The following is a 1,646-nucleotide window of genomic DNA, read 5'->3' on the forward strand; positions in this document are numbered from 1 at the left end:
CCTCTCTTATTCACGACGCTCGGTTTCGGGCCCGCTCTGGGCATTTGCTGCGGCTGGCTGTATTGCGCGGACGACCGGCATCGCTGGCGTTTGTTTCACCGCATTCGGATTGATGGGCTTTTCGAGTTGAAGGGCTGGGCTCGGAGTTCTGCGGCGCTGCCGCATGGGCTACGTCGGCGCAGGCTTCAGCCGGAGAACGAGGGCGCGGAACAGGTCGGCATCCGGACAGGCGGAAGCGAAGGCAATGCGGATGCGGCTAGCACTTTCTACGACGCGCGCAGCGACCTTGAGCAGCCGCAGGCGCAAGGTGGTAAACTCCGCGCTTGCCAGAGCAGCGGTCCTGGGCATCGCCTGCTGGATGCGCCATAGCAGCCAGTATGCGGCAGTGTGCAGTATCAGGCGCATCTGATTGGCATTGGCCGAGCGGCACGAGGTTCGGTCGCTGGCGAGCTGGGACTTGTGGCGCTTGATCAGGTTCTCGGCCTGACCACGCGCGCAGTAGAGCGTGTCGTAGATGTGCTCGGCCGATCCTGTTGCCAACGAGGTGACGACATAGCGGATGTCCATGCCCAGCGTGCTGGCCTCGATCCGTGCAACGACGCGACGCTGGCACTTCCAGGTCTTTGCCCCATAGCGGGTCTCGGCATAGTTGCGCAGGACGGGACACTGACGCTGGGCGCGCTTGACCGCGCAGGCATCGGCGACCGCAACAATGGCGGGATCGGCGCGCAGCGCTGAATTGGTGGGCAGGCCGAACACGTAATCGACGCGGGCCGCATCGCAGTAGGCCATGACCTCGGGTCGACCATAGTGCCCGTCGCCGCGGATAGTGATGTGGGTATCGGGCCAATTACGGCGCAGGTGACGCACCAGGCGTCGGATGTGCCCCGCCGCCTCCTTTCCAGAAGGCGTCTTGCCTGTGCGCAGCAGCATGGCCACCGGCCTGCCGGTCGCGGTGTCGTAGATATGGATCGGTAGGAAGCAGCGCTCCCCATGATGCCCGTTCCAGAACGAGAGCTGTTGATAGCCATGCACGACGTCGCACGTGTCGTCGATATCCAGCGTGACCGCTGTCGGAGGGGCGGGATAGCTGGCGCAGTAGATGTCGATCATCGCGGCCATCATGCTGGCCAGTTCGCGCGTAGTCGGTGCATTTTCCCACCGGCTCATCGTCGGTTGGCTGGCCAGCCCCGCGCCCGATTCCGGCAGCTTGCCGAGCGCCAGGCGGAAGCCTGGATCGTCGCGCAGAGCATCGAGATCATCGGCATCCTCATAGCCGCACGCAATCGCGAACACACGGGCACGCAGAATGTCATCCAGGCGATGGATCACCCGCGCTGGATCGCGCGGATCGGCAATACAAGCCGCCAGGCGCTGGCAAATCCCCATCGCGCGCTCGGCCTGTGCAAGCAGTAGAACACCGCCATCCGAGGTAAGCCGGCCACCGTCGAACGCAGCTGTGATTTTCTTGCGGCCGACTGCTGGGAATCCAAATGAGCTTGCGATATCATCGTTCATGGCGGGTGTGGCCCGTGGCATTTTCTGCCCTGCGGCAGGTTCGGCTTAGACACCCAGTTCCTAATTCAGATCAGAGGCTTACGCCACTCCCGCCAACCCTTCAGGACACTTTTGGTGAATAAGGCGGG

1 protein-coding gene is annotated in these 1,646 nt (G+C 63.3%); it reads right to left on the reverse strand.

Translation table 11 applies throughout. The annotated features are described in order from the left end of the window. Positions 1 to 168: 168 nt before the first annotated feature. On the reverse strand, positions 169 to 1,518 hold the full coding sequence (locus ACUCV3_RS27235) for an IS1380-like element ISSp1 family transposase (protein ID WP_013039775.1): 1,350 nt from the start codon (positions 1,516 to 1,518) through the stop codon (positions 169 to 171). Positions 1,519 to 1,646 lie beyond the last annotated feature (128 nt).

The sequence above is a fragment of the Sphingobium sp. VMM genome (genome assembly GCF_056790315.1).